Annotated in this window: 14 protein-coding genes; 12 read left to right on the top strand and 2 right to left on the bottom strand. The window is 70.0% G+C overall.

The window, feature by feature from the left end; translation table 11 throughout:
* Positions 1-564: 564 nt before the first annotated feature.
* The 5 genes from AB5T46_RS02605 to AB5T46_RS02625 all read left to right on the top strand — a co-directional run bounded on the left by AB5T46_RS02605 (position 565) and on the right by AB5T46_RS02625 (position 9,747).
* Positions 565-4,566, top strand: a complete 4,002-nt coding sequence (locus AB5T46_RS02605; protein ID WP_370562257.1) for an amino acid adenylation domain-containing protein — start codon at positions 565-567, stop codon at positions 4,564-4,566.
* A gap of 240 nt (positions 4,567-4,806) precedes the next feature.
* A complete protein-coding gene (locus tag AB5T46_RS02610; RefSeq protein WP_370562258.1) occupies positions 4,807-6,132 on the top strand; it encodes a glycosyltransferase in 1,326 nt (441 codons plus the stop codon).
* Complete coding sequence (locus tag AB5T46_RS02615) at positions 6,129-7,475, top strand: condensation domain-containing protein (protein WP_370562260.1); 1,347 nt, start codon at positions 6,129-6,131, stop codon at positions 7,473-7,475. Before AB5T46_RS02610 ends, AB5T46_RS02615 begins: the two co-directional genes overlap by 4 nt.
* Positions 7,472-8,455, top strand: coding sequence for a glycosyltransferase (locus AB5T46_RS02620; protein WP_370562261.1), 984 nt, complete (start codon positions 7,472-7,474; stop codon positions 8,453-8,455). The genes AB5T46_RS02615 and AB5T46_RS02620 overlap by 4 nt, the downstream gene beginning before the upstream one ends.
* Complete coding sequence (locus tag AB5T46_RS02625; RefSeq protein WP_370562262.1) at positions 8,452-9,747, top strand: condensation domain-containing protein; 1,296 nt, start codon at positions 8,452-8,454, stop codon at positions 9,745-9,747. Before AB5T46_RS02620 ends, AB5T46_RS02625 begins: the two co-directional genes overlap by 4 nt.
* Before the next feature lie 81 nt (positions 9,748-9,828).
* Here the strand turns inward: AB5T46_RS02625 and cysK are convergent, their stop codons facing one another.
* On the bottom strand, positions 9,829-10,785 hold the full coding sequence (gene cysK, locus AB5T46_RS02630) for a cysteine synthase A (RefSeq protein WP_370562263.1): 957 nt from the start codon (positions 10,783-10,785) through the stop codon (positions 9,829-9,831).
* A 186-nt stretch (positions 10,786-10,971) separates the two neighbouring features.
* Here cysK and AB5T46_RS02635 point away from each other — a divergent pair, with 186 nt between their 5' ends.
* From AB5T46_RS02635 to AB5T46_RS02655, 5 genes are all read left to right on the top strand, one after another.
* Positions 10,972-12,096 carry an efflux RND transporter periplasmic adaptor subunit gene (locus AB5T46_RS02635; RefSeq protein WP_370562265.1) on the top strand — a complete coding sequence of 375 codons (1,125 nt, stop codon included), beginning with the start codon at positions 10,972-10,974 and terminating at the stop codon, positions 12,094-12,096.
* 39 nt (positions 12,097-12,135) lie between these two features.
* On the top strand, positions 12,136-15,270 hold the full coding sequence (locus tag AB5T46_RS02640; protein ID WP_370562266.1) for an efflux RND transporter permease subunit: 3,135 nt from the start codon (positions 12,136-12,138) through the stop codon (positions 15,268-15,270).
* The gene (locus AB5T46_RS02645; protein ID WP_370562268.1) at positions 15,263-15,820 is read left to right on the top strand and encodes a GNAT family N-acetyltransferase; all 558 of its coding nucleotides are present in this window, start codon (positions 15,263-15,265) and stop codon (positions 15,818-15,820) included. Before AB5T46_RS02640 ends, AB5T46_RS02645 begins: the two co-directional genes overlap by 8 nt.
* A gap of 448 nt (positions 15,821-16,268) precedes the next feature.
* Positions 16,269-17,702, top strand: a complete 1,434-nt coding sequence (locus tag AB5T46_RS02650; protein WP_459558934.1) for an alanine/glycine:cation symporter family protein — start codon at positions 16,269-16,271, stop codon at positions 17,700-17,702.
* 4 nt (positions 17,703-17,706) lie between these two features.
* Positions 17,707-18,546, top strand: coding sequence for a TrmH family RNA methyltransferase (locus AB5T46_RS02655; protein ID WP_370562270.1), 840 nt, complete (start codon positions 17,707-17,709; stop codon positions 18,544-18,546).
* Positions 18,547-19,035: 489 nt separating this feature from the next.
* Here AB5T46_RS02655 and AB5T46_RS02660 read toward each other — a convergent pair whose 3' ends face one another.
* The gene (locus tag AB5T46_RS02660; RefSeq protein ID WP_370562271.1) at positions 19,036-19,362 is read right to left on the bottom strand and encodes a hypothetical protein; all 327 of its coding nucleotides are present in this window, start codon (positions 19,360-19,362) and stop codon (positions 19,036-19,038) included.
* Between the two features lie 174 nt (positions 19,363-19,536).
* On the opposite strand from AB5T46_RS02660, the gene AB5T46_RS02665 reads away from it, so the two are divergent.
* Both AB5T46_RS02665 and AB5T46_RS02670 read left to right on the top strand, forming a co-directional pair.
* A complete protein-coding gene (locus tag AB5T46_RS02665) occupies positions 19,537-20,193 on the top strand; it encodes a LamG-like jellyroll fold domain-containing protein (protein ID WP_370562273.1) in 657 nt (218 codons plus the stop codon).
* A gap of 161 nt (positions 20,194-20,354) precedes the next feature.
* Entirely contained in the window at positions 20,355-23,369 is a 3,015-nt protein-coding gene (locus tag AB5T46_RS02670) for a TonB-dependent receptor (RefSeq protein ID WP_370562274.1), read from the top strand.
* Positions 23,370-23,502 lie beyond the last annotated feature (133 nt).

Below are 23,502 nucleotides of genomic sequence, written 5' to 3' on the forward strand. Positions count from 1 at the left end.
TTCCCGGCACGAGCGGACAGCTGTTCTCCGCATTGGCGAAACGGATCCGGTTGCGGCGGCGCCGGCGAGTATCTCCGATATCCCCGAACGCACGCCGATATTTTCTTCGGAAACCGATTGCAAGGAGTATCGGGCCAAAAAAATCGCACCGGCGTCGACAGATGACACGGATTTGACTTGTGACCCGCTTCTCAGCGTTCTCATCTCGAGGGGTCGATTCATTTGACTTGTGACCCGCTTCTCAGCGCGTGCATGGACATTCAAAAATGGATTGTGGATATTCGATCACGGGGAATCGAAAAGCGTTCGACTGAAGAACGCCTGCGATTTTCTTCCTCCCCGTTTCGATCGACAGCACCGATATTCATGAGCTGCTTTGGCGGCCGCGGATCGGTGCGGGCGGATCTCCTTGCCTCGCTCCATCGGGGCGGCAGTGCAGTGCAGGAAGCGGCGGAAGGGGAGTCTGCCGTCCGAGCGAAACAGATGCCGCAGACCAGGCGCCGCGCGAACGGCAAGCTTTCTGGATACCGCGGTCTGCACGGCCCGTCGAAGGAGCGATTTGCGATGAACGAGGCGTCCACGACCATCCTTCCCCTCACCACCGCTCAACGCGGCCTGTGGGTCGGCCACAAGATCGGCGGTGCCGAGGCGGTCATGAATATCGCCGAGGCGATCGAGATCCGCGGGTCGGTGGACCCGGCGCTGTTCCGGCGCGCGCTGCACCGGCTCACGTGCGAGATGGAGACCGCACGCGTGAACATCGTCGAGGAATCGGGCTTGCCGCGACAAGTGTTGCGGCCCGAGTACGGCGGCGATTTCCCGTTCCTGGATTTCAGCGGCGAGCCGGACCCGCGCGCGAGCGCGCGGCGCTGGATGATGGACGAGATCCACAGGCCGGTGGATCTGGCGCGCGACCCGCTGTGGGTCGGTGCGCTGATCCGGCTCGCCGAGGACGCCTCGCTCTGGTACCACCGTGCCCACCACGTGGTCTACGACGGCTACAGCGGCGGCATGGCGGCGCGGCGGCTGGCGGAGCTGTACACCGCCCTGGTCGAAGACAGGGAACCGGCACCGTCCGGATTCGGCAATCTGCACGCACTGGTCGAGGCCGAGGCCGCCTACCGGGGTTCGCCGCGCTACGAACGCGATCGCGCCTACTGGCTGGAGCGGTTGGCGGACCTGCCGGACGCGGTGTCGCTGGCCCGGCGCCGGGTCCGCAACCCGGGCGGCCTGCGCCGCAGCACCGGCACGCTGTGTCCGGCGAGTACGGCGCGGCTGCGAGCCGTCGCCGCACAATGCGGCGTCAGCCTGCCGCAGGTGCTGATTGCATTGATCGCCGCGTACTACCATCGCGCCACCGGCGCCGGCGACCTGGTCTTCGGAATGCCGGTGACCGGCCGCGTCAGCCGCGAGCTGCGCGCCACGCCGGGCATGGTGGCCAATGCGGTGACCATCCGCCTGTCGATGACACCGGACATGACCATGCCCGAGCTGTTCGCGCAGGTCGCGCGGGTGGTGCGTTCGGCGCTGCGCCACCAGCAGTACCGCTTCGAGGACCTGCGTCGCGACCTCGGCCTGCTGAGCCCCGACCGCCACATCGCCTGGCTCGGCGTGAACATCGAACCCTTCGAGTACGTCAGCTTCGGCGGCCATCCGGCGATCGGGGAGAACCTGTACAACGGCTCGGCCGAGGACCTGACGATCTTCGTCTACGACCGCGCCAACGACCAGGGCCTGGCCTTCGACTTCGACGCCAATCCCACCCTGTACGCCGCGGACGAGCTGGACGAACACCGCCGTCGCCTGTTCCTGCTGATCGAGCAGGTGTCGACCGATCCTGGCGTGGCGCTCGGCGCCATCGACGTGCTGGGCGCGCGCGAGCGTACGCGGCTGCTGACGCAATGGAACGACACCGCCGAAGCCACGGCGGAGGCGTCGCTGCCGCTACATCTGTTCGCACGCCAGGCGGCGCGGATGCCGGATGCGCCGGCAGTCGCCTTCGGCGAGCAAACGTTGAGTTATCGCGAGCTGGACGCGCTCAGCACCCGGCAGGCGCGGCAGCTGGTCGCACGCGGCATTCGCGCCGGCGACCTGGTCGCCGTGGCGCTGCCGCGCGACGAGCGGCTGCCGGCGGCACTGCTGGCGATCTGGAAGGCCGGCGCCGCCTACCTGCCGCTGGATCCGGACGCGCCGCGCGAAAGAATCCGGCAGCTGATCGACCTCGCCGCGCCGCGGGCGATATTGACGATCGCCGCATACGCCGCCGGTTTCGGCCCGCGTGCGCTGGTGCTGCCCGCGGCAGAAGGCGTCGATGCGGATGCGGATGCGGATGCGGCGCCGCCGATCGCGCGGCCGGGCGCAGACGATCTCGCCTACGTCATCTTCACCTCCGGTTCGACCGGGGTGCCCAAGGGCGTGGAGGTCGGTCACGGCAGCTTCGGCAACTTCCTGCTGGCGATGCAGCGGCAGCTGTCGCCAGGCGCCGGCGACTGCTTCCTGGCCCAGACCACGCTGGCCTTCGACATCGCCGGCCTGGAGCTGTTCCTGCCGCTGACCGTCGGCGCGCAGGTCGTGGTGGCCGCCAGCGACGTCGTGCACAACCCGCCGGCGCTGGCGCGGTTGATCCGCGATCGGCGCATCAGCGTGATGCAGGCGACGCCGTCGCTGTGGCGGGTCCTGCTCGCCAGCGCGGAAACGCAGTTGAGCGGCGTGCACGCGCTGGTCGGCGGCGAGGCGCTGCCGACGGACCTGGCCCGGAAGCTGGTGCGGCTGGCCGCCCGCGTCACCAATCTCTACGGCCCCACCGAAACCACGGTGTGGTCGACGGCGATGCCGCTCGACCGGGGCGCGCTCGATGCCGCCGGTGACGCGCCGCCGCCGATCGGCCGCCCGCTGCGGAACACTCACACCTACGTCCTCGACGCCGCGCTCAATCCGATGCCTACCGGCTGCACCGGCGAGTTGTACATCGCCGGTGCCGGCGTTGCCCGAGGATACCGGCACCGGCCGGACCTCACCGCCCGGTGCTTCGTCGACGATCCGTTTTCCGACGAAGGCGGCCACATGTACCGCACCGGCGACCTGGCGCGCTGGCGCGAGGACGGCGTGCTGGAGTTTCTCGGCCGCGTCGACCAGCAGCTCAAGATCCGCGGGCACCGCGTGGAACCGGGCGAGATCGAGGCCCACCTGATACGGCACGCGGAAGTGGCGGAAGCGGCCGTGGTGCCGCAGCGCAACGAACAGGGCGATACGGCGCTGGTCGCCTACCTGGTCGGTGCCGGGGGCGAGACGCCGCGGATCGACTCGGTCCGCAGCCACCTGGCCGCCCGGCTGCCCGACTGCATGCTGCCGGTGCACTACATGGTGCTGCCCGCGCTGCCGCTGACGCCGAGTGGCAAGCTCGATCGCAGGGCACTGCCGCTGCCCGATCGCCGCCGCACCGCCGCCTACGCACCGCCGACCACCGACATCGAATGCAAGCTGGTGGCGCTGTGGCAGGAGGTGCTCGGCGTGGAGCGCGTCGGCATCCACGACAACTTCTTCGAACTGGGCGGCGACTCGCTGGGCGCCGCGGAGCTGATGGCGGGCTTTCCCCGTCACTTCGCGATGGAACTGCCGCTGGGCAGCCTGTTCGAGGCCGCGACCGTGGCCGGACTGGCGGCGCAGCTCGAACGCGCCGGCAGTGGCGGCGATCCGCTCGGCCTGCTGCTGCCGTTGCGGCCGACGCATGGCCGCGGCGGGCCGCGGCCGCTGTTCTGCCTGCCGCCGGCGACGGGGTTCGGCTGGTCGTTCGCCGGCCTGCTGCGGCATCTCGACGAGGCGCTGCCGGTCTATGCGCTGCAGTCGGCCGGGTTGCGCGGCGGCGGCGAACTGAGCGACAGCCTGGAAGCGGTGGCGGCCGACTGTCTGGTGCAGATACGGCAGGTGCAGCCGGAAGGTCCATACCGCCTGTTGGGCTGGTCGCTCGGCGGCCTGGTCGGGCATGCGGTGGCCGCACGGCTGCTGGCGCAGGGCGAGCGAATCGAACTGCTGGCGATGATGGACGCCTATCCCTTCCTCGCGGCCACGGGCGAGTACCCGGACGAGGCCGCGCAGGCGCAGGCCGCGCTCAGGTTCCTCGGCTTCCATCGCCGCGCCGGCGAGGGTCCGCCGCGCGACATGCGGGCATTGACCGAACTGCTGTGCCGCGAGTACGAGGTCTTCTCGATGCCGCTGGTGCGCAGGATGATGCAGGACGGGATCGACCTGGTCGGCAACGTCGCCCGGGTGACGCAACGCAACCTGGAGCTCGCGCGCCGCTACCGTCCCGCCCGCATCGACGCCGACCTGCTGTTCTTCAACGCCGCGGTCAAGGAGCGCGTCGACCTCGACGGCGTCCTGCACTACCACTCCGCCGCCTGGCGGCCGTACGTAGCCGGCGAACTGGAGGTGCACGACGTCGACAGCCATCACCAGGCCATGCTGGAGCCGCGGGCGGCCGCACAGATCGCGCGCGTCCTGCAGCGCAGGCTGGCGCGTCAGGCGCCGTCGCCGGACGAACTGCCGCAGGCGGCGGTGTCTTGCTGAGGCTGTATCGACAGTCCCTTCGATGACCTCCGAAGCCTCTCTGCATGTTCCGGGCCCGTTCTCCGCCTTTGAAAAAGGAGGATCGAAGGGAACGAAAGCCACCGCTTGCAAGCCGCAGGCTTGCGGCGGCTTGAGCGCCCTCGCGCGTTGCGCGAGGGCCGGGAATCGCGTAGCGACTTGCTTTTGCTGTGGCTTGCGCCGGACGACGCCAACGTCCGAAGCCTGCTTGGCAGGCCGCCCATGACCGGGCGCGCCCCGATCGCGATCTTCACCATCGGTACGCAGGGCGACATTCGTCCCTGCGTGGCGCTGGGGCGGGGACTGCGGCGTGCCGGCTATCCGGTGCGGATCGTCACCAGCGACAACTTCGCCTCGCTGGTGCGCTCGGCCGGGCTGGACTTCTTTCCCCTGACCAGCGATTTCCAGGCGATGCTGGAGGCCGACCGCGGCATCGCCGACAAGGGCCTGGACATGCGCGCCATGGCGCGGATCTTCCGCGAGCGCTACGCCGGCTGGGCCGCCAACTGGGTCGACGAAGGCCTGGCGGCCAGCGATGGTGCCGGCCTGCTGGTCGGGGTGGGCAACAGCACGCTGCTGGCCAAGTCGCTGGCGCAGGCGCGCGGCATCCCTTTCGTCGGCGCGCAGCTGCAGCCGCTCACGCCGTCGCGGCTGCTGTCGCCGATGGTGCTGGCCGGCCGTGGCGGCACGCTGCCGCCGGCGCTGAACATGGGCGCCTACCACCTGCTGCGGCTGCTGGTGTGGTACGTCATGAAGCCGGCCATCAACGACATCGTGCGTCCGCAGCTGGGCCTGCGCAGGTATCCCTGGCACGGGCCGTACTTCGGCAAGGCCGGCGAGGACAACCGGGTCGTCTACGGCTTCAGCCGCCACGTGCTGGCACGGCCGGCGGACTGGCCGGAGACGGCGCAGGTGGCGGGCTACTGGTTCCTCGACCAGGCGGACTGGGCACCGCCGCGGGAGCTGGAGGCGTTTCTCGATGCGGGCCCGAAGCCGGTCTACGTCGGCTTCGGCAGCATGGTCAGCGGCGATGCCGGGGAGTTCACCCGGACCGTGCTCGAGGGCGTGCGCAGGAGCGGGCTGCGGGCGGTGCTGGCCACCGGCTGGGGCGGCCTGGACCACGCCGAGGGCGCGCTGGACGAGCGCACCTTCTTCATCCGCCACGCGCCGCACGATCGATTGTTCCCGCGCATGTCGGCGGCCGTGCACCACGGCGGCGCCGGCACCACCGCCGCGGCGGTGCGCGCGGGCATTCCTTCGGTGGCGGTGCCGTTCTACGGCGACCAGCCGTTCTGGGGGCGCCGCCTGCAGCGGCTGGAAGTCGCGCCGGCCGCGCTGGACCGGAAGCGTCTGCATGCCGGGGACCTGGCCGCGGCCCTGCTGGCGACGCAGCAGGCGCCGATGCGACGGGCGGCGGCGGAACTCGGCGGTCGGGTGCGGTCGGAGGACGGCGTCGGCGAGGCGCTGCGCTGGCTGCGGACCTGGGGACTGTTGCCCGCGAGCGAGGCACCGGTCCCGGCCGCGCAGCCGCTGCGCGGTGCGGCATGAGCGCGGAGCGGCCGCTGACGCTGTTCGAGCGCGGGCTCTACCTGGACGGGACGCGGCCGGTCAACATCGTGTTCGTGGCCGGGATCCGCGGACGGCTGCCGCCGGAACGACTGCGGCATGCGCTTGCGCGCGTGCAGGACAAGCACCCGCTGCTGCGCTGCGCGATCGTGCAGCGGGACGGCCGCCCCTGGTTCCGGCTGCTGCCGCGGCCGGCGCCGATCCCGTTGCGGGTCGTCGCGCGGACGGGCGACGACGATTGGCGGCGGCAGAGCGCGCACGAGCGCCGGCAGCGGTTCGACGGCAGCCGCGAGCCGCTGGTGCGGGCGGTGTGGCTACGCGGAGAGGGCGCCGGCGAGCTGCTGCTGGTCTGCCATCACTGCATCTGCGACGGCCGCTCGATCGTCACCCTGCTGCGCGAGATCCTGGCGCTGTGCGACCGGCCCGACCTCGACATCGGCGGCTATCGGTCGCTCGATCCGGCCGAGCGCCTGCTGCCCGACGCGGTGCTCGGCGACCGGGGCCTGCGCCGGCGCAGCCGCTGGATGGCCGGGCTGTTCGGATGGCTGGTGCGGATCCGCCGCCCGGGGCCCGAGCTGACCTATGGCGACGTGTATTCGATCCACTGGACGCTCGACCAGCCGGCATCGCTCCGCCTGGCCCGGCGTTGCGAGCGCGAGGGCGTGACGGTGTTCAACGCGCTCGCCGCAGCATCGGTGCTGGGCTTCCGCGCCGTGCGCGGCACGAAGGGCGCCGGCAGGTTCATGGTGCCGGTGGACGCGCGCAGGTTCCTGCCGAAACTGGCCGACGACCACCTGTTCGCGATGGCGCCGACGGTCGCGCTGTCGCCCCGCGTCCCGCATCCGGAGCGGACGTCGGAGACCGGGTTCTGGACCCTGGCGCGCACGCTCAGGCGCGACCTCGACCGGCGGATCGGCCGGCTCGGCGCCGGCGTCCACCGCAACCTGCTGGGCATGGAGCATCTGCACGCGCTGTTCGATCGGCTCATCGCCCATTCCAGGAGCCGGCGGTCTGGGAGGAACGTCACCCTGTCCTGGCTCGGCAGGCTGGACCTGCCGGAGGACTACCGGGAGTTCCGCATCGAAGCCGTCCACAGCCCGTCGGCGACGCTGCAACCGACCCCGGCCAACCTGCTGGTCGTCCTCGGCTTCGCCGGCCGCCTGGAGTTCGCGCTCACCTCGGACGAGGTGTCGCTGCCCAGGGCGCAGGCGATGGCGATCCGGGAAACGTCGCTGCGCCTGCTGCGGGCGCATGCGCGGTTGCCGGAGGACGCCGAGGCACGGGCCGGCCATGCGCCGGCGTCGCCCCAGGCGGACGCGACATGAGCGATTTCGGGCTGGTCTTCGTGCTCTATCGTCCGACCGCGGCGTTCCTGGACAACCTGCGCAAGGCGCAGGCGCTGTGCCGCCACGTCGTCGCCGTGGACAATTCGCCCGCGGCGGACCGCGCACTGCACGAGCGGCTGCGCCAGGTCGACGGCACGACGGTGCTGTTCAACCGCAACCGGGGCGGGCTGGCCGGCGCGTACAACCGCGGTGCCGAATTGCTGCTGTCCCGCGGCTGCGAGGTGATCTTCCTGCTCGACCAGGATTCCGAGATCGAGGCGTCGTTCTTCGACGGCATGCTGCGGGCCTGCGCATCGCTCGGCACCGAGTCTTTCCTGGTCGGACCGAAGATCCATGAGATCAACCTGGGCCGCTGCATGCCGGCGATCCCGCCGGGCAGGCGCTTTCCCAGGCCCAGGCGGATCGACGACATCGACGACGGCCTGTTTCCCACGCTGTTCGTGATCTCCTCCGGCTCGGCGCTCTCGGCCGCGGCCTACCGCAGGCTCGGCGCCTTCCGGGAGGACTATTTCATCGAGTACGTCGACATCGAATACGGCCTGCGTGCGTCCAGCCGGGGGGTGCCGGTCTACATGAACGCGGCCGTCACCATGCGCCAGACCACCGGACACATCGTCAGGCACGGCAGGCTGTTCACCACCCACCATCCGGCATGGCGGCGCTACTACGGCGCGCGCAACGCGGTGCATGCGCTCGGGTTGTACCGGGACCGCTGGCGCCTGCACTGGATCAGCGGCCCGCTGGCGCTCCACCAGGCGTTCTGCGTGCTGCTGTTCGAGCCGGACAAGCGCCGCAAGCTGGCGGCCATCGCGACCGGATACCTGGACGGACTGCGCGGCAGGCTCGGCGCGTTCGAGGACCGGCATCCGCGGATCGCGGCCTACTGCAAGGGGCCGGCGCGGAACGGGACGGATGCGGCCGGCAGGCCGTCGGCGGCGGTCGGGCAGGACGCGCCATGAAGCGGAAGCTGTCCACGCTCGAGCGCCTGATCGACGGCAACATCGCCTTCATCGTCGGCGTGGAAGGCAGTATCGCGCCGGCGTGCCTGCGGCGGGCGCTGGCGGCGGTGCAGCGCAAGCATCCGGCGTTGCGAATGCTGATGCGCGAGGAGGCCGGCGTGCCGGTCTACGAGATGGACGCGGCGCCCGAGATTCCGCTGCGCGTCGTCGACAGAACTTCCGATGCCGACTGCAGCCGGGAAGCCCTCGTCGAGGTGGCCGCCCCGTTCGGGCCGGGCCAGCCGCAGCTGCGGGTGGTGTGGATGCGCTCGGAGGAGAGGCACGAGTTGGTGGTGACGGCCGCGCACCGCATTTGCGACGGCATGGGCGTGCTCATCGTCGTCAGGGAGCTGCTGCGGGGGCTGTGCGGCGAAGAGCGGCTGGTGGCGTACCCGCCGGTCACCGTGCAGGACGTCATCGCCGGGAGCGCCGGCAAGGGCATGTGGAGGCAAAGGCTGGCCGCCGGTGCGGTCAACGCGCTGTTCGCGCTGCTGCCGTCCTCGCGGCGCCCGCTGGAGAACCGGGCGTTCTATCTGCAATGGCAGGCGGACGAGGCGCTGTCGGCGGCGCTCGTGCAGCGCTGCAGGGACGAGCGGGTGTCGATGCACAGCGCGCTGCTCATGGCGCTGTGCGAGGCGCTCGGGTCCACGCTCGGCAGGCGGGCGCCCGACCGGATCGAGAGCCCGGTGGACGCCAGGCGCGGGCGGCTGCCCGCGCTGAAGGCCGACATGCTGTTCTTCGGCGGCGGCAGCTTCAGGATCGCGGCCCGGCGCGATGCCGGGAGCGACTTCTGGGCCGCCGCCCGCGAGTTGAACCGCGAGATCCGGCTGAAGATCGACCGCGACATCGCCGAGATTCCGCAGAAATACCGGTTCTGCGAGATGATCCGGTCGCCTTCGCCCGGCAAACTGCGCTCGATCGTCCGCCTGGGCGATGCCGTGAGCCGCAATGCGAACTGGAACCTGTTCTCGTTCTCCAACCTGGGCAACGTGGTGCTGCTCGACGGGGACGCGCCACTCCGGGTGACAAGTCTGCGCCTGTACGTGCACTCGTTCTCCGCGCGCATCCTGGGCATCATCGCCCACGCGCTGGACGGGAAGCTGCAGTTCCTCTACGTCGGCGACGAGAAGTGCCTGGACCGCGCCGGGGCCGAGGCCCTGCGGGATGCCTTCATGGCCGTGCTGGAGAAGCGCGTCGGCGAAAGGACCGCCTCCGTGCCGGAGATCAGGGCGCTGGATGCGGCGACGGGCTAGCAGGGACTGTCACGCTCGTTTGCACGGCGGCGGCCGTTGCGCCGACGCGCTTCGCCCGCAGCGCACCGAGATGGCCGGCGGCTACGGCAATCCGGCCAGCCACTCGTCGTCGGAGCCCTCGTTGACGCCCTCGAACAGCGGCGTCGAGAAGTAGCGCTCGCCGGTGTCGGGCAGCATCGCCAGGATGACCGCGTCGGGTCCGGCCGTGCGTACGACTTCCAGCGCCGCGGCCACGGTGGCGCCGGCGGAGATGCCGACGAAGATGCCTTCCTCGGCGGCGAGGCGGCGTGCGGTCTCGATCGCGGCGGCGTCCTCGACCGGCAGCACCTGGTCGGCGGCCTCGCGGTTCAGCACTTCGGGCACGAAGTCGGGCGTCCAGCCCTGGATCTTGTGCGGGGCCCAGTCCTTGCCCATCAGCAGCGCCGCGGCGGCCGGCTCGCAGGCGGTGACCCGCACCTCCGGACGCGCGACCTTCAGCACCTCGCCGACGCCGGTGAGGGTGCCGCCGGTGCCCCAGCCGGTGACGAAATGATCCAGGCGGCGGCCGGCAAAGTCGCGCAGGATTTCGGCGGCGGTGGTCTGCCGGTGATAGGCCGGGTTGGCCGGGTTCTCGAACTGCCGCGCCAGGAACCAGCCGTGTTTCTCGGCAAGTTCCGCCGCCTTGCGCACCATGCCGCTGCCGCGTTCGGCGGCCGGCGTCAGGATCACCTTCGCACCGTAGGCGCGCATCAGCTTGCGGCGCTCGACCGAGAACGTCTCCGCCATGGTCGCGACGAACTTGTAGCCGCGCGCCGCGCAGACCATCGCCAGGGCGACGCCGGTGTTGCCGGAAGTCGCCTCGACCACGGTGTCGCCGGGTTTGAGCAGGCCCTTTTGCTCGGCGTCGAGAACGATCGCCAGCGCCAGCCGGTCCTTGACCGAGCCGCCGGGATTGAAGCTTTCGACCTTGGCGTAGAGGGTGACGTGGTCCGGGGCCAGCCGGTGGAGGCGTACGACCGGGGTGTGGCCGATGGTGTCGAGGATCGAGTCGTGGATCATGACGGAGATCTCCGGAGAGGGGTGACGCCGCCGCCGAGCGTGGCGGCGACCGGCCCAGAGTGCCGCGTAACGCACGGGTGCGCCAGCGGTTGACGACGATCGCGTGTTCACGGACATGCCTGACGGCACACGGCGGCCACCGCTGTGCCCGCTACAATCGTTCGGATCATCTTCGTCCGCTTCCCCATGCCCATTCGACGTTTCCTCCTGCCGGCCCGAGCCAGCGTACTGGTCCTGTTCTGCGCGATGTGCGCTGCCTGCGGCAGCGGCAGTGGCCGCGAAGCAGATGCGCCGGCGGACAACGCCGCCACCGTCACCACCACCGTCGTGCAGACACAGCCATGGAGCGACACCATCCAGGCGCTGGGCACGGTGAAGGCGCATGAGTCGATCATGGTCACCGCCAAGGTGAGCGAAACCGTGGACCGCGTGCATTTCGAGAGCGGCGACGAGGTCGACGAGGGCGATGTGCTGGTCACGCTGAGCGGGAACCAGCAGCGCGCCGCGCTGGCCGCCGCCGAGGCCGCGGCCGTTGAGGCCGACCGGATGTACGAACGCCAGCGCCAGCTCGCCGCGCAGCAGCTGATCGCCAGCGCCTCGCTGGACACGCAGCTCGCGGTCCGTGATTCGGCGCGCGCACAGGTACGGGAGATCCGCGCCAATCTCGGCGACCGCAGCATCCGCGCGCCGTTCGCCGGCGTGCTCGGGCTGCGCCTGGTCAGTCCGGGCTCGCTGGTGCAGCCCGGCACCGAGATCGCGTCGCTGGACGACGTCTCCGGCGTCTACGTCGATTTCCCTGTGCCCGAGGCGCGGCTGGCCCATCTCGCTCCGGGCCAGCGCCTGACCGGCCGCAGCAGCGCCTATCCCGGCCGCGACTTCGAAGGCAGGGTGGCGACGATCGATTCGCGGGTCGATCCGGTCACGCGCGCGGTCATGGTGCGCGGCGACTTCCCGAATCCCGATCGCGCGCTGCGCCCGGGCATGCTGCTGCAGGTGGTGCTGGAGCGCCCCGCACGCGATGCCCTGGTGGTACCCGAGATCGCGATCGTGCAGGTCGGTCGCGACACCTTCGTTTATCGCGTGCGCGACGACGATACGGTCGAGCAGGTCGCGATCGCGGTGGGTGCGCGCGTTGCCGGCCGTGCCGAGGTGGTGTCCGGCCTCTCCGCAGGCGACCGCATCGTGGTCGACGGCACCGGCAAGCTGCGGCCGGGGCTGAAGATCGCCGAGGCCGCGGCGCCGGACGCGGCCGACGCGGCCGACGACGACGCGATCGACACCGTCACTCCCGCCCCCGCCAGCGGCGGGTAGAGCCCGTCCGCTTCCGCGCCACAGGTTTCCCACACGCCCATGCGCCTTTCCGACATCTCGATCAAGCGACCGGTCCTGGCCGTGGTGATGAGCCTGATGCTCATCGTGCTCGGGCTGGCATCGTTCGACCGGCTGACGCTGCGCGAGCTGCCCAACATCGACCCGCCGATCGTCTCGGTCGGGGTGAACTACCCGGGCGCGTCGGCGGCGGTGGTGGAGACGCGGGTCACCCAGGTCCTCGAGGACGCGCTGGCCGGCATCGAGGGCATCCGCACGATCGAGTCGGAGAGCTCCAACGGCGAGGCCGACGTCGACATCGAGTTCAACCTGAGCCGCGACATCGAGGCCGCCGCCAACGACGTGCGCGACGCCGTGAGCCGAGTGATGGACCGGCTGCCGATCGAGGCCGATGCGCCCGAGATCGAGAAGGCGCAGTCCGACGGCGACGTGATCGCCTGGCTCAACATGCGCTCCAGCACGATGGACACGATGGAGCTGACCGACTACGCCGAGCGCTACGTGGTCGATCGCCTGTCGTCGATCGACGGAGTGGCACGCGTCGCCCTCGGCGGCGGCCAGCGCTACGCGATGCGCATCTGGCTGGACAGCGACGCCATGGCTGCGCGCGGCATCACCGCCAACGACGTCGAGACCGCGTTGCGCAACGAGAACATCGAACTGCCGGCCGGGCGGATCGAATCCGAGGACCGCGACTTCACCCTGCGCGTGGAGCGCGGCTACATCGAGCCGGCGCAGTTCGCGCAGATTCCGCTGGGCAAGGGCGAGGGCGGCTACGTGGTGCGCCTGGGCGACGTGGCCGAGGTGGAGCTGGGCGCGGAGGAGCGGCGCGCCTACCTGCGCAGCAACTTCGTGCCGAACGTGGGCATCGGCATCATCCGCACCTCGACCGCCAACGCGCTCGACGTGGTGCGCGCCGCGCGCGCCGAGGCCGAGCGGATCCAGCAGACCCTGCCCGAAGGCACCGACATCTACGTCTCCTACGACGGCACGGTGTTCATCGACGCCGCGATCAAGCGCGTGTACTGGACGCTGCTCGAGGCGATGGCATTGGTGGTGCTGGTGATCTGGCTGTTCCTGGGCAGCGCGCGCGCGGCGCTGATCCCATCGGTGACGGTGCCGGTCTGCCTGATCGCCGCCTTCATCGCGCTGTACGCGTTCGGCTTCACCATCAACCTGCTCACGCTGCTGGCGCTGGTGCTCTGCATCGGCCTGGTGGTGGACGATGCGATCGTGGTGCTGGAGAACGTGCAGCGCCGTGCCGACCTGGGTGAGCCGCCGCTGGTGGCGGCGCGGCGCGGCACCGCGCAGGTGGCGTTCGCGGTGATCGCCACCACCGCGGTGCTGGTCGCGGTGTTCCTGCCGGTCGGCTTCATGGAGGGCAACAGCGGACGCCTGTTCCGCGAACTGGCGGTGGCGCTGGCCGGCGCGGTGGCGCTGTCGGCATTCGTGGCGCTGTCGCTGACGCCGATGATGTGCTCCAAGCTGGTGCGCCCGCACGGCAGGGAGACCGGGTTCAACGCCTGGATGAACCGGCAGCTGAGCCGCGTGAGCGCCGGCTACGGACGCCGCATCTCGCGCCTGGTGGCGTTGCCCGGCCGCCGCATCCTGTTGCTGATGCTGATGGCGATGGGCGCCTGCATCGCGCTGGTGCTGCTGTTGCTGTGGCGGGTGCCGAGCGAGCTGGCGCCGGCGGAGGACCGCGGCCGCTTCTTCATCTCGGTCGACGGGCCGGAGGGCGCCGGCTTCGACTACACCGTGGCGCAGATGCAGCAGGTCGAGCAGATCCTCGGCGACTACATCGGCGAGGGCAAGCCGATCCAGCGCGCCAACTCGCGCGCGCCGCGCGGCTGGGGCGGCAGCGAGGAGATGCATACCGGGCAGGTCATCGTGTTCCTGCAGGACTGGGACGTGCGCGACATCGCCACCGAGGACCTGGTGGCGGAACTGCGCGGCAAGTTCGCCGCGCTGCCGGGCGTGCAGGTGCGCGCCAACGTGCCCGGCGGCCTGGTCAGCAGCCGCGGCCAGCGCTACCAGCTGGTGCTGGGCGGGCCCAACTACGAGGACCTGGCGGAGTGGCGCGACCGCATGCTGGTGCGGATGGAGGAGAACCCCGGCCTGACCGACATCGACTCCGACTACAAGGAAACCCGTCCGCAGATGCGCGTCAACATCGATCGCGACCGCGCCGCCGACCTGGGCGTGTCGGTGACCGAGATCGGGCGCACGCTGGAGACGATGATGGGCTCGCGCCGGGTCACCACCTTCGTCGACGACGGCGAGGAGTACGACGTGCTGCTGCAGGCCGGCCGCGAGAACCGCATGACCCCGGCCGACCTGCGCGACACCTACGTGCGCGGCCGCGGCGATGCGCTGGTGCCGTTGGCCAGCCTGGTGACGCTGAGCGAGATCGCCGAGCCGGGCAGCTTCAACCGCTTCAACCGCCTGCGCGCGATCACCATCAGCGGCGGGCTGGCGCCCGGCTACACCATGGGCGAGGCGCTGGAGTGGACCCGGCAGGTGGTCGCCGAGGAACTCCCCGACTACGCCCAGATCGACTGGAAGGGCGAGTCGCGCGAATACCAGGAGGCCGGCGGCGCGGTCATCGTCACCTTCACCCTGGCGCTGCTGGTGGTGTACCTGGTGCTGGCGGCGCAGTTCGAGAGCTTCGTGCATCCGCTGGTGATCATGCTGACGGTGCCGCTGGCGATCCTCGGCGCGCTGGTCGGATTGTGGCTCACCGGCGGCACGCTCAATCTCTTCAGCCAGATCGGCATCATCATGCTGGTGGGGCTGGCGGCCAAGAACGGCATCCTGATCGTGGAGTTCGCCAACCAGCTGCGCGACGAGGGACGCAGCGTGACCGAGGCGATCGCCGAATCCGCCGCGGTGCGCCTGCGCCCGATCCTGATGACCTCGATCGCGACGATGGCCGGCGCGGTGCCGCTGGTGGTGGCCGGCGGCCCCGGCTCCGCCAGCCGCGCCACGATCGGCGTGGTGGTGATCTTCGGCGTCGCCTTCGCCAGCCTGCTGTCGCTGTTCGTGGTGCCGGCGTTCTATGCGCTGCTGGCGCCGTTCACGCGCTCGCCGGAAGCGCTGGCGCAGAAGCTGGAGCGACTGGAGGCGGACACGCCGCCGGTCAGCGGCCATGCCTGAGCCGGCCGCGGACCGCTGGGACGGGGTCCGCCTCGGCGGCGACGGATTCGTCCTGCGCCGCTGGCGCCGGGACGACCTGGACGCGCTGGTGCGCCATGCCGACGATGCGCAGGTCTCGCGCGCGGTGAGCGACCGTTTTCCGCATCCGTACACGCGCGAGGATGGGATCCGCTTCCTGGCCGGCGAGGTGGTGGACCTGTCGCAGCCCGTGTTCGCGGTCGAGATCGGCGGCGAGGCCTGCGGCGGCATCGGCGCGCGGCCCGGCAGCGCCGAACGGGCGCACAGCGCGGAGTTCGGCTACTGGCTCGGCCGCGCGCACTGGGGGCGCGGCACAATGACCCGCGTGGTGGCCGCGTTCGCGCCGTGGCTGATGCGGGAACTGGCGCTGCATCGCCTGTTCGCCACCGTGCTCGATACCAACCCGGCCTCGGCGCGGGTGCTGCTCAGGAACGGATTCGACGAGGAAGGCGTGCAGCACTGCGCGGTACTCAAGCGCGGCCGGCTGCACGATCTGCGCGTGTTCGCGAAGGTCGACCGCAGCGCCCCGTAGGAGCGCGCCATGCGCGCGATGCCGCGCCAGGCAGTCCTTTCCGCTACGACGAAGCCAGCCCCGTCGCCACGGGCGGTGTCAGCGAATAGCCCGCACCTCAAGCCAAAGAAGATGAGGGGTTGGTCCATCGTGATGGGCTTGGCTATTGATTGGCACCGCCCGTGGCGACGGGGCTGGTCTCACCGCAACGGAGAAGACTGCCTGGCGCGGCATCGCGCGCATGGCGCGCTCCTACGGGGATGCCGGCTGGCACGGTCGTGCCACCACGCAGGCTGGCGGTAGAAGCGCTCTGCCGTCGTTTTCCTTCGCGACGCGCGGCGGCGCGTTCATCGTGGTCGCCGCCGATGGGTCTGCCTAGCGCGATTTCGCGTTTGCGCCGGGGATCATGGAGAATCGGGACTTCGTTCGCGTCGCGGACCGAATGCCGTCCAACCGGGGAGCACGCCTAGTGGAACAGATCGTCAACACCCTCAACAGCCTCATCTGGAGTCCGCCGCTGATCGTGCTGTGCCTGGGCGCCGGGCTGTACTTCTCGATCCGCACCCGCTTCATGCAGATCCGCCAGTTCGGCGAGATGATCCGGCTGATGCTCAGCGGCACCAAGTCGGACGCCGGCGTGTCCTCGTTCCAGGCGCTGGCGATGTCGCTGTCGGGGCGGATCGGCATCGGCAACATCGCCGGCGTCGCCACCGCGATCGCCTTCGGCGGCCCGGGCGCGGTGTTCTGGATGTGGGTGGTGGCGTTCTTCGGCGCCTCCACCGCCTACGTCGAATCCACCCTGGCGCAGATCTACAAGGAGAAGGACGAGAAGGGCCGCTACCGCGGCGGGCCGGCCTACTTCATCGAGAAGGCGATGGGGCAGCGCTGGTACGCGTGGCTGTTCGCTGTGGTCACCGTGATCGCCACCGGTTTCCTGCTGCCGGGCGTGCAGGCCAACGGCATCGCTTCGAGCATGACCAACGCCTGGGGCATCCCGCCGACCGCGACCGCCGCGGTGGTGGTGGTGGGCCTGGGCTTCATCATCTTCGGCGGCGTCAAGCGCATCGCCAGCTTCGCCCAGGTGGTGGTGCCGTTCATGGCGCTGGCCTATCTGCTGATCGCGCTGGTGATCATGTTCCTCAATGCCTCGGCGCTGCCCTCGATGCTGGCGCTGATCTTCAAGAGCGCCTTCGGGCTGGAGGCCGGCATGGGCGCGATGCTGGGCCTGGCGATCGAGTGGGGCGTCAAGCGCGGCATCTACTCCAACGAGGCCGGGCAGGGCACGGGCCCGCACCATGCCGCAGCGGCCGAGGTGTCGCATCCGGCCAAGCAGGGCTTCGTGCAGGCGTTCTCGGTCTACGTCGACACGCTGCTGGTGTGTTCGGCGACCGCGTTCATGATCCTCTCCACCGGCATGTACAACGTGGTCGGCCGCGGCGGCGAGATGATCGTCGAGGCGTTGCCGGGCATCGAGGCCGGGCCCGGCTTCGCCCAGCACGCGGTGGAATCGGTGCTGCCCGGCTACGGCGCCGGCTTCGTCGCGGTGGCGCTGCTGTTCTTCGCCTTCACCACCATCCTCGCCTACTACTACATGGCCGAGACCAACGTCACCTACATCAACCGCAAGGTGCACCGGCCGTGGCTGGTGTTCGCGCTGCGGATCGGGGTGCTGGCGGCGGTGACCTTCGGCGCGGTGCGCAGTGCGGAACTGGCGTGGACGCTCGGCGACATCGGCGTCGGCCTGATGGCCTGGCTCAACATCATCGCCATCCTGATCCTGCAGAAGCCGGCGCTGGCGGCGTTGCGCGACTACGAGCGGCAGCAGGCGGCGGGCGTGGATCCGACCTTCGATCCGGAGGCGCTGGGCATCCGCAACGCCGATTTCTGGCGCACGCGAAAGTAATCCGATGGCGCGCAAGCCGCCCGGTTCGGGACCGGATTCGCCCTGGGGCGGGCGTGCGCGGGAAGCGGCACGCCCGGCGCCGCCGCGCGACGCCGCGCCCCGCCCCGATCGCCGCGAGGAAGTGCGCCTGTACGGCCGCAATGCCGTGCAGGCGGTGTTCGCGCACCGGCCGCAGGCGATCCGCAAGCTGTATCTGGGCCAGGCGCTGATCCCGCAGCTGCAGCCGCTGCTGAAATGGTGCGTCGCGCAGCGGGTCGGCTACCGGGTGGTCGAGGAGGCGGAACTGGGCAAGCTGGCCGCCAGTTCGCATCACGAAGGCGTGGTCGCCGACGTGCTGCGGCAGGAGCCGGGCACGCTCGAACCGTGGCTGCGGGAGGTGCCGGAGGGGCCGTGCTGCGTCCTGTGGCTGGATGGCATCGGCAACCCGCACAACTTCGGCGCGATCCTGCGTTCGGCGGCGCACTTCGGCGTCTCCGCGATCCTGCTGCCGGAACGGTCGGGCCTCGGCCTGTCCGGCGCCGCGGCGCGCGTGGCCGAGGGCGGCGCCGAGGCGGTGCCGCTGCTGCGGTTCGCCGACGGCGGGGATGCGATGGCACGGCTGCGCCGGGCCGGCTTCACGCTCGCGGCGACGCTGGCGCGCGGCGGCGCGGATCTTTTCGGCACGCCGCTGCCGCAGCGACTGGTCTACGTGCTGGGCGCGGAGGGCGAGGGCATGAGCGACGCCCTGGCGCGCGACTGCGACCTGCGCTTGTCGATCCCGGGCAGCGGCGCCGTCGAGAGCCTCAACGTCGCGGCCGCGGCCGCGGTGCTGCTGGCGGCGTGGCGGGCGCGGATCAGCGCTTAGGATGGGGCCGGATGCGGGTGCAGCGGAGCAAGCTCCGCTCTACGGGAGCGGCGGGCGCTCGATGTAGCGGCAGGCAGGTCCGATCCGACGGTACCGTAGAGCCGAGCTTGCTCGGCTGCTTTGGACGGCGCCGCAGCTGCGGGTGCAGCGGAGCAAGCTCCGCTCTACGGGAGCGGCGGGCGCTCGATGTAGCGGCAGGCAGGTCCGATCCGACGGCACCGTAGAGCCGAGCTTGCTCGGCTGCTTTGGACGGCGCCGCAGTTGCGGGCGCAGCGGAGCAAGCTCCGCTCTACGGGAGCGGTGGGCGCTCGATGTAGCGGCAGGCAGGTCCGATCCGACGGCACCGTAGAGCCGAGCTTGCTCGGCTGCTTTGGACGGCGCCGCAGCGCGGGCGCAGCGGAGCAAGCTCCGCTCTACGGGAGCTGTGGGCCGGCATGCGGCACGAGCCGCAATGCCGCGCTGCCGTTGGCGGCCATCGGCAGCGACAGTTCACCCGCCGGCATCGACCGGCACGTCTCGATGCGCAGCGCATCGGGTCGCGGGCCGTCCAGGTAGAGAACGGCCGTGAAGCTGCAGGAAGTCGATGGGAACGCGCACCGTGCGCGTCTTGCGGTCGAGCCCGAGCAGCGACGGCGCGATGACCTCTCGGCCGCGGAACGACACCGCGTATTGCGCCGCACCATCGGGCGCGAGTGACAGCGCGATCGCGACTTCGCCGCCGGGAGAGCGCAGCTCCAGCGGCGGTTCCGCGGCGGAACCGCCGCGCGGGAACAGGCAGATCGCGAGTGCGGCGGCGACGATTCGGCTTGCTCGCATCGATGATTCCTCCCGGAAGCGGCCGCTCGCGGCCGTCGTGTTGAAATCGCCAAGATCCTGGGATAACGTTACCAGAAACCGGTGTCACCGAGATTCAGGCACCTGGATCGCTCGCGGCGATTCGCGCGACCAAAACACGCGGTCTTGAGGCAGAAGGGCTTGGGAGGGTCTCTAATGCTGCAACGGCTCCAGTGCATCATGTGCGGCCTGGTGTTCGCGGCGGGTGTCGCGGCGCTGGTGCCGGCGTCGGCGGCGGAGTTCGGCTCCTGGAATGCCGAGGTGCCGGCGGGTGGCGTGGGACTGGAAAAGCCGCTTCCGGAAAATTCGCCGCTGCTGGCCGCGGACGCGCGGTGGACCGCCTACGGCTGGATCAACGCCACGCGTTCCGCATCCGGCAAACAGCCGCTGGCGGGTCTGGGTGATCCGGACAGCGAAGCGCGCTGCTTCATGGCCGGTGCGGGGCGGCCCGGGTTCTGGTGGGGCGCCGATCGCGCGCTGTCGTCGAACGCGCGACTGCAACCCGGCCGATGGCACTTCCAGGCCGCGTCGGCGCGCGACGGCGAGCTGACCCTGCCCCTGGACGGCCGCCGCGTCGCGTCCGGTCCCGCGAGCGCTTCGCCGATCGCGCCCGCGGCTGCTGGGCCGCATCGGCAGCCGTCGAACGACGCGCAGCACTTCGCCGGACGCATCGCCGGCTTCACCGTGGGAGACACCGTGCTCGACGCCGCGCGCGTCGCCGCACTGGCGCGAACGCCGCCTGACGCATCGACCCGCTGCGAGCCGGCATCGCCCAGCGGCCGGTGCAGACGCGGCAGGTGGCCGGGCAGGTGACGCCACAGCCGCCGGCAACGCTGCCGGCCTGAGGCCGCACGCCGGGACCGGTCAAGGGACGATGCGCACCACGGAGGTATCGTTAACAGAAAACGAGGTCGCTTCACCGCATCCGCTGTTGCCGCAAGCGCAATCGAAGAAGCCATTCGCTGGAGGGTCCAATGAAGACATTCTCGAAGAACCGCATCTCGCCGCTGGCGCTGTCCATCGCCGCATCGCTGTTCACGCTGGCCGCGGCACCGCCTGCTGCGGCGCAGGAGGACACTCCCAATCCGGCGAGCGAGGCGGTGGAACTCGATCGGGTGGTCGTCCGCGGGGTGCGCAATGCGCAGGCGGAGGCGATCAACACCAAGCGCGACGCCGCGCAGATCCTCGATTCCATTTCCGCCGAGGACATCGGCAAGCTGCCGGACGTGACCATCAGCGACTCGCTGCAGCGCGTGACCGGCGTGCAGATCCGGCGTTCGGCGGGCGAGGGCGCGCAGGTCAACATCCGCGGCATGCCGCAGGTGCAGACCACGATGAACGGCGAGCTGTACCTGAGCGCCGGCGGCGGCGACGAGTGGGGGCAGCCGAACCTCGGCGGCGCCCAGCCGGACTTCGTCGATATCCCGCCCACGCTGTTCAGCGGCGTGGACGTGATCAAGTCGCCGACCGCGGCCGACCTGGACGGCGGCATCAGCGGCACCATCTCGCTGCGGACCCGGCGCCCGTTCGACCTGCCGGAGGGCTGGACCTTCAGCGGCCAGGCGGAAGGCTCCTACGGCGACCGGGTCGAGGAGGTCAACCATCTGTACTCGGCCCTGGCCAGCTACCGCACCGAGCGCTGGGGCGCGCTGCTGACCGTGTCGCGCTCCGAGGCCACGCTGGAGAACAAGCGGCCCAGCGTGTTCAGCGGCGGCGCGCAGAAGTCCACCGAGTGCGATCTTGGTGCGCTCGACGGTGATGGTCTCCCCAGTGGATTGGATTTCAATGGAGACGGACAGATCGGTATCGGCCAGCGCGATCTGGAGACAGGGAGATGGGCGTGCAACACCGATCCTGCAAACCTGCCACGACAGTACTTCTACAACTGGGTGGGCACCGAGCTTGAGAACCGCAAGACGGAACGCGAGCGCATCGGCGTCAACGGCTCGTTCCAGTTCAACGTCACCGATTCGGTGACGCTGCTGGGCGACGCGGCCTACACCAAGATGGACAACGTCGACACCTCGGTCGCGGCCCAGCTGCACACGAGCTGGAAGAGGGATCAGCTGCAGCCCGGCTCGATCGTGGACGAGAACGGCGTGCTGGAGCACGGCATCTTCGTATACGACCGGTTCCAGGCGCATTCCTTCGCCGGCAAAAGCGAGTCCGAGGCGCTCAACACCAATCTGGAACTGCGCTTCGACGACGGTGGGCCGTTCCGCGGCTCGCTGCGCTGGGTGCACGGCAAGTCCGAGCGGCAGTACGACGAGGCGCGCGCGGATGCGGTCGCGACCCGCGGCAACCAGATCACCCGCTCCGACGGCACCACGCAATGGGCCAACGCCAACGGCCTGGAGACGGTCACCGCGACGGTCGACTTCCGCGGAGAGTTCCCGAACGTGGACATGATCACCGACGTCTCCAACCCGGAGAACTGGCAGCTGATGTCGACCTGGGCGCAGGGAAACAGGATCGAGGCCAATCTCGATGCGCTCAGCGCCGACGGCGTATTCGAATTCCAGAATGGCGTGGTGCGTTCATTCCAGTTCGGTGCGCGCTACGGCGAACGCGACTTCCAGTACGACGCCTATCGCTATCTGTCGCCGGTGTCGCCGGGGCCGTGCCCGGACCCGAATCTGGCCTTGTACTACTTCAAGGATCCGCTGATCGGCGACACCTGCACCGGCTTTTCCGAGGCGCGGATCCTGCCGTTCGATTCGATCCCGGACTACTGGTCCTACTTCAACGATTTCGATCCGCTCACGGTCGGCGGCCTCGGCAGCCAGGGCCTGCCGGCGATCGATCCCGACGTGATGAAGGACCCCGTCGCCTACCTGGACAGCCTGTATCCCGGCAACGTCGCCTACACCCACGCGCCGGATTCGTACAAGGTCACCGAAAAGAACTCGTCGCTCTATTTCATGGCCAACCTCGAGGGCAGCACCGGCAGCAACGGGATTCCGTGGTACGCGAATCTCGGCGCGCGCATCGTGCAGACCCGGCTGCTGATCGACCAGTTCGTGGTGGAGGGCGACACCTTCATCGGCAGCCACGACTGGAACGGGGTCTATCCTGCGCTGGGCGTCGATCGCATCATCAACCAGTACACCGACGTGCTGCCTTCGGCCAATATCGCGTTCGATATTTTGGACGAGCAGAAGATCCGCTTCGCCTACAACAAGGCGGTCGCCCGCCAGAACCTGCCGGACCTGGGCCGCGGACTGGTGGTGTTCTATTCCGCGAACAGCGGCCGGCATCCGGACCTGCCGGACGACCTCGCGATCTTCGGCAGCGGACGCGCCGGCAATCCGGATCTGGAACCGTTCCGGGCCAGCAACTACAACGCGTCATGGGAGTGGTATTTCGCCGATGCCTCGCTGCTCAATCTCGGCGTGTTCCTGATCGACGTGGAATCCTTCCCCGCGAGCGTGACCCGGATTGAACCCATGCCCGACAGCGATGGCGTGATCCGCGACGGCGGTCCGGTGGCCCGCATCGTCAATGGCGGCGGCGGCACCATCAAAGGCTTCGAGGTCGGCTATCAGCAGGCCTTCGATTTCCTGCCAGGCTGGTGGAGTGGATTCGGCACTAATCTCAACTACACCTATTCGGACGCTGAGACATCGGGCGAGCCGGATATAGACGGCAATACCCTGCCGATCGGCGACAACTCCAAGCACCAGGCCAATGCCGTCCTCTGGTATCAGAAAGACAGGATCCAGGCGCGCGTGGCCTACAACTGGCGCAGCAAGCGCTTCGCCCGGATGGACACCTCCGCCTGGGGCGACAGGCTGGGGATCTGGAACGACAGCGTCGGTTATCTGGATGCGTCTTTCAGCTACGACGTCACCCCCTATCTCACCTTGTACGTGCAGGGCACCAACCTGACCGGCGAGAACGAACGCCGCTACGCGCAGTGGAGCAATCATTATTTCGACCAGAACATCTACGAACGCCGCTACTACGCCGGCGTCCGCTTGCGGTTCTGACGCTTGCGCGCGACCTGCCGTCCGGTGCGGCGGCGGGCCGCGCGAATTGGCGCCGCTCCGCCTGCATGGCGCGGCGCGATCCGGCCGGGTCGCTCGCCCGGCATCTCTCCCCGGACCTTGGGCTGCGTCGTAC

Source organism: Luteimonas salinilitoris, from assembly GCF_041300785.1.
GTDB lineage: Bacteria > Pseudomonadota > Gammaproteobacteria > Xanthomonadales > Xanthomonadaceae > Luteimonas > Luteimonas salinilitoris.